Origin of the sequence: Micromonospora fiedleri, assembly GCF_016774385.1 — a bacterium.
Classification (GTDB): domain Bacteria; phylum Actinomycetota; class Actinomycetes; order Mycobacteriales; family Micromonosporaceae; genus Micromonospora; species Micromonospora gifhornensis.
In genome coordinates, this window is sequence record NZ_JAETXL010000066.1 from 1 (window position 1) to 462 (window position 462).

At 48.5% G+C, this 462-nt stretch carries 1 protein-coding gene; it reads left to right on the top strand.

Annotation, left to right across the window (positions count from 1 at the left end; genetic code table 11):
* On the top strand, positions 1-306 hold a 306-nt coding region (locus JMF97_RS32475), incomplete at its 5' end, for a zinc ribbon-containing protein (RefSeq protein ID WP_203224676.1).
* Positions 307-462 lie beyond the last annotated feature (156 nt).

Here is a 462-nt window from a genome sequence, read left to right on the forward strand (position 1 = left end):
GAAGAGTTCGCCATGAGCTATGAAGAGAGCCTGAAAGAAGAATCTGACAGCGTCTTTATGCGGGTGATTAAAGAAAGCTTGTGGCAGGAGCTGGCAGACATCACCGATAAAATGCAGCTTGAATGGCGCGAAGTTTTCCAGGACCTCAATCATCATGGGGTTTATCACAGCGGAGAAGTGGTCGGGCTGGGAAATCTGGTCTGCGAGAAATGTCACTTCCATCTCCCGATCTACACACCGGAAGTGCTGACGCTATGCCCGAAATGTGGTCATGACCAGTTCCAGAGACGCCCGTTTGAGCCGTAATAGTCTGATTTCGCACAGCAATAAAGAGAATATGGGCCGAATGAAATTCCCCGGCCCTTGTTTTTATCTCTACAGTAAATCTTCAGTCTCACGAATTTCCTGACTGACATCTCTGGTTCCGGATGACTGAACTTTACGATACAGGTCGAGAGCCTG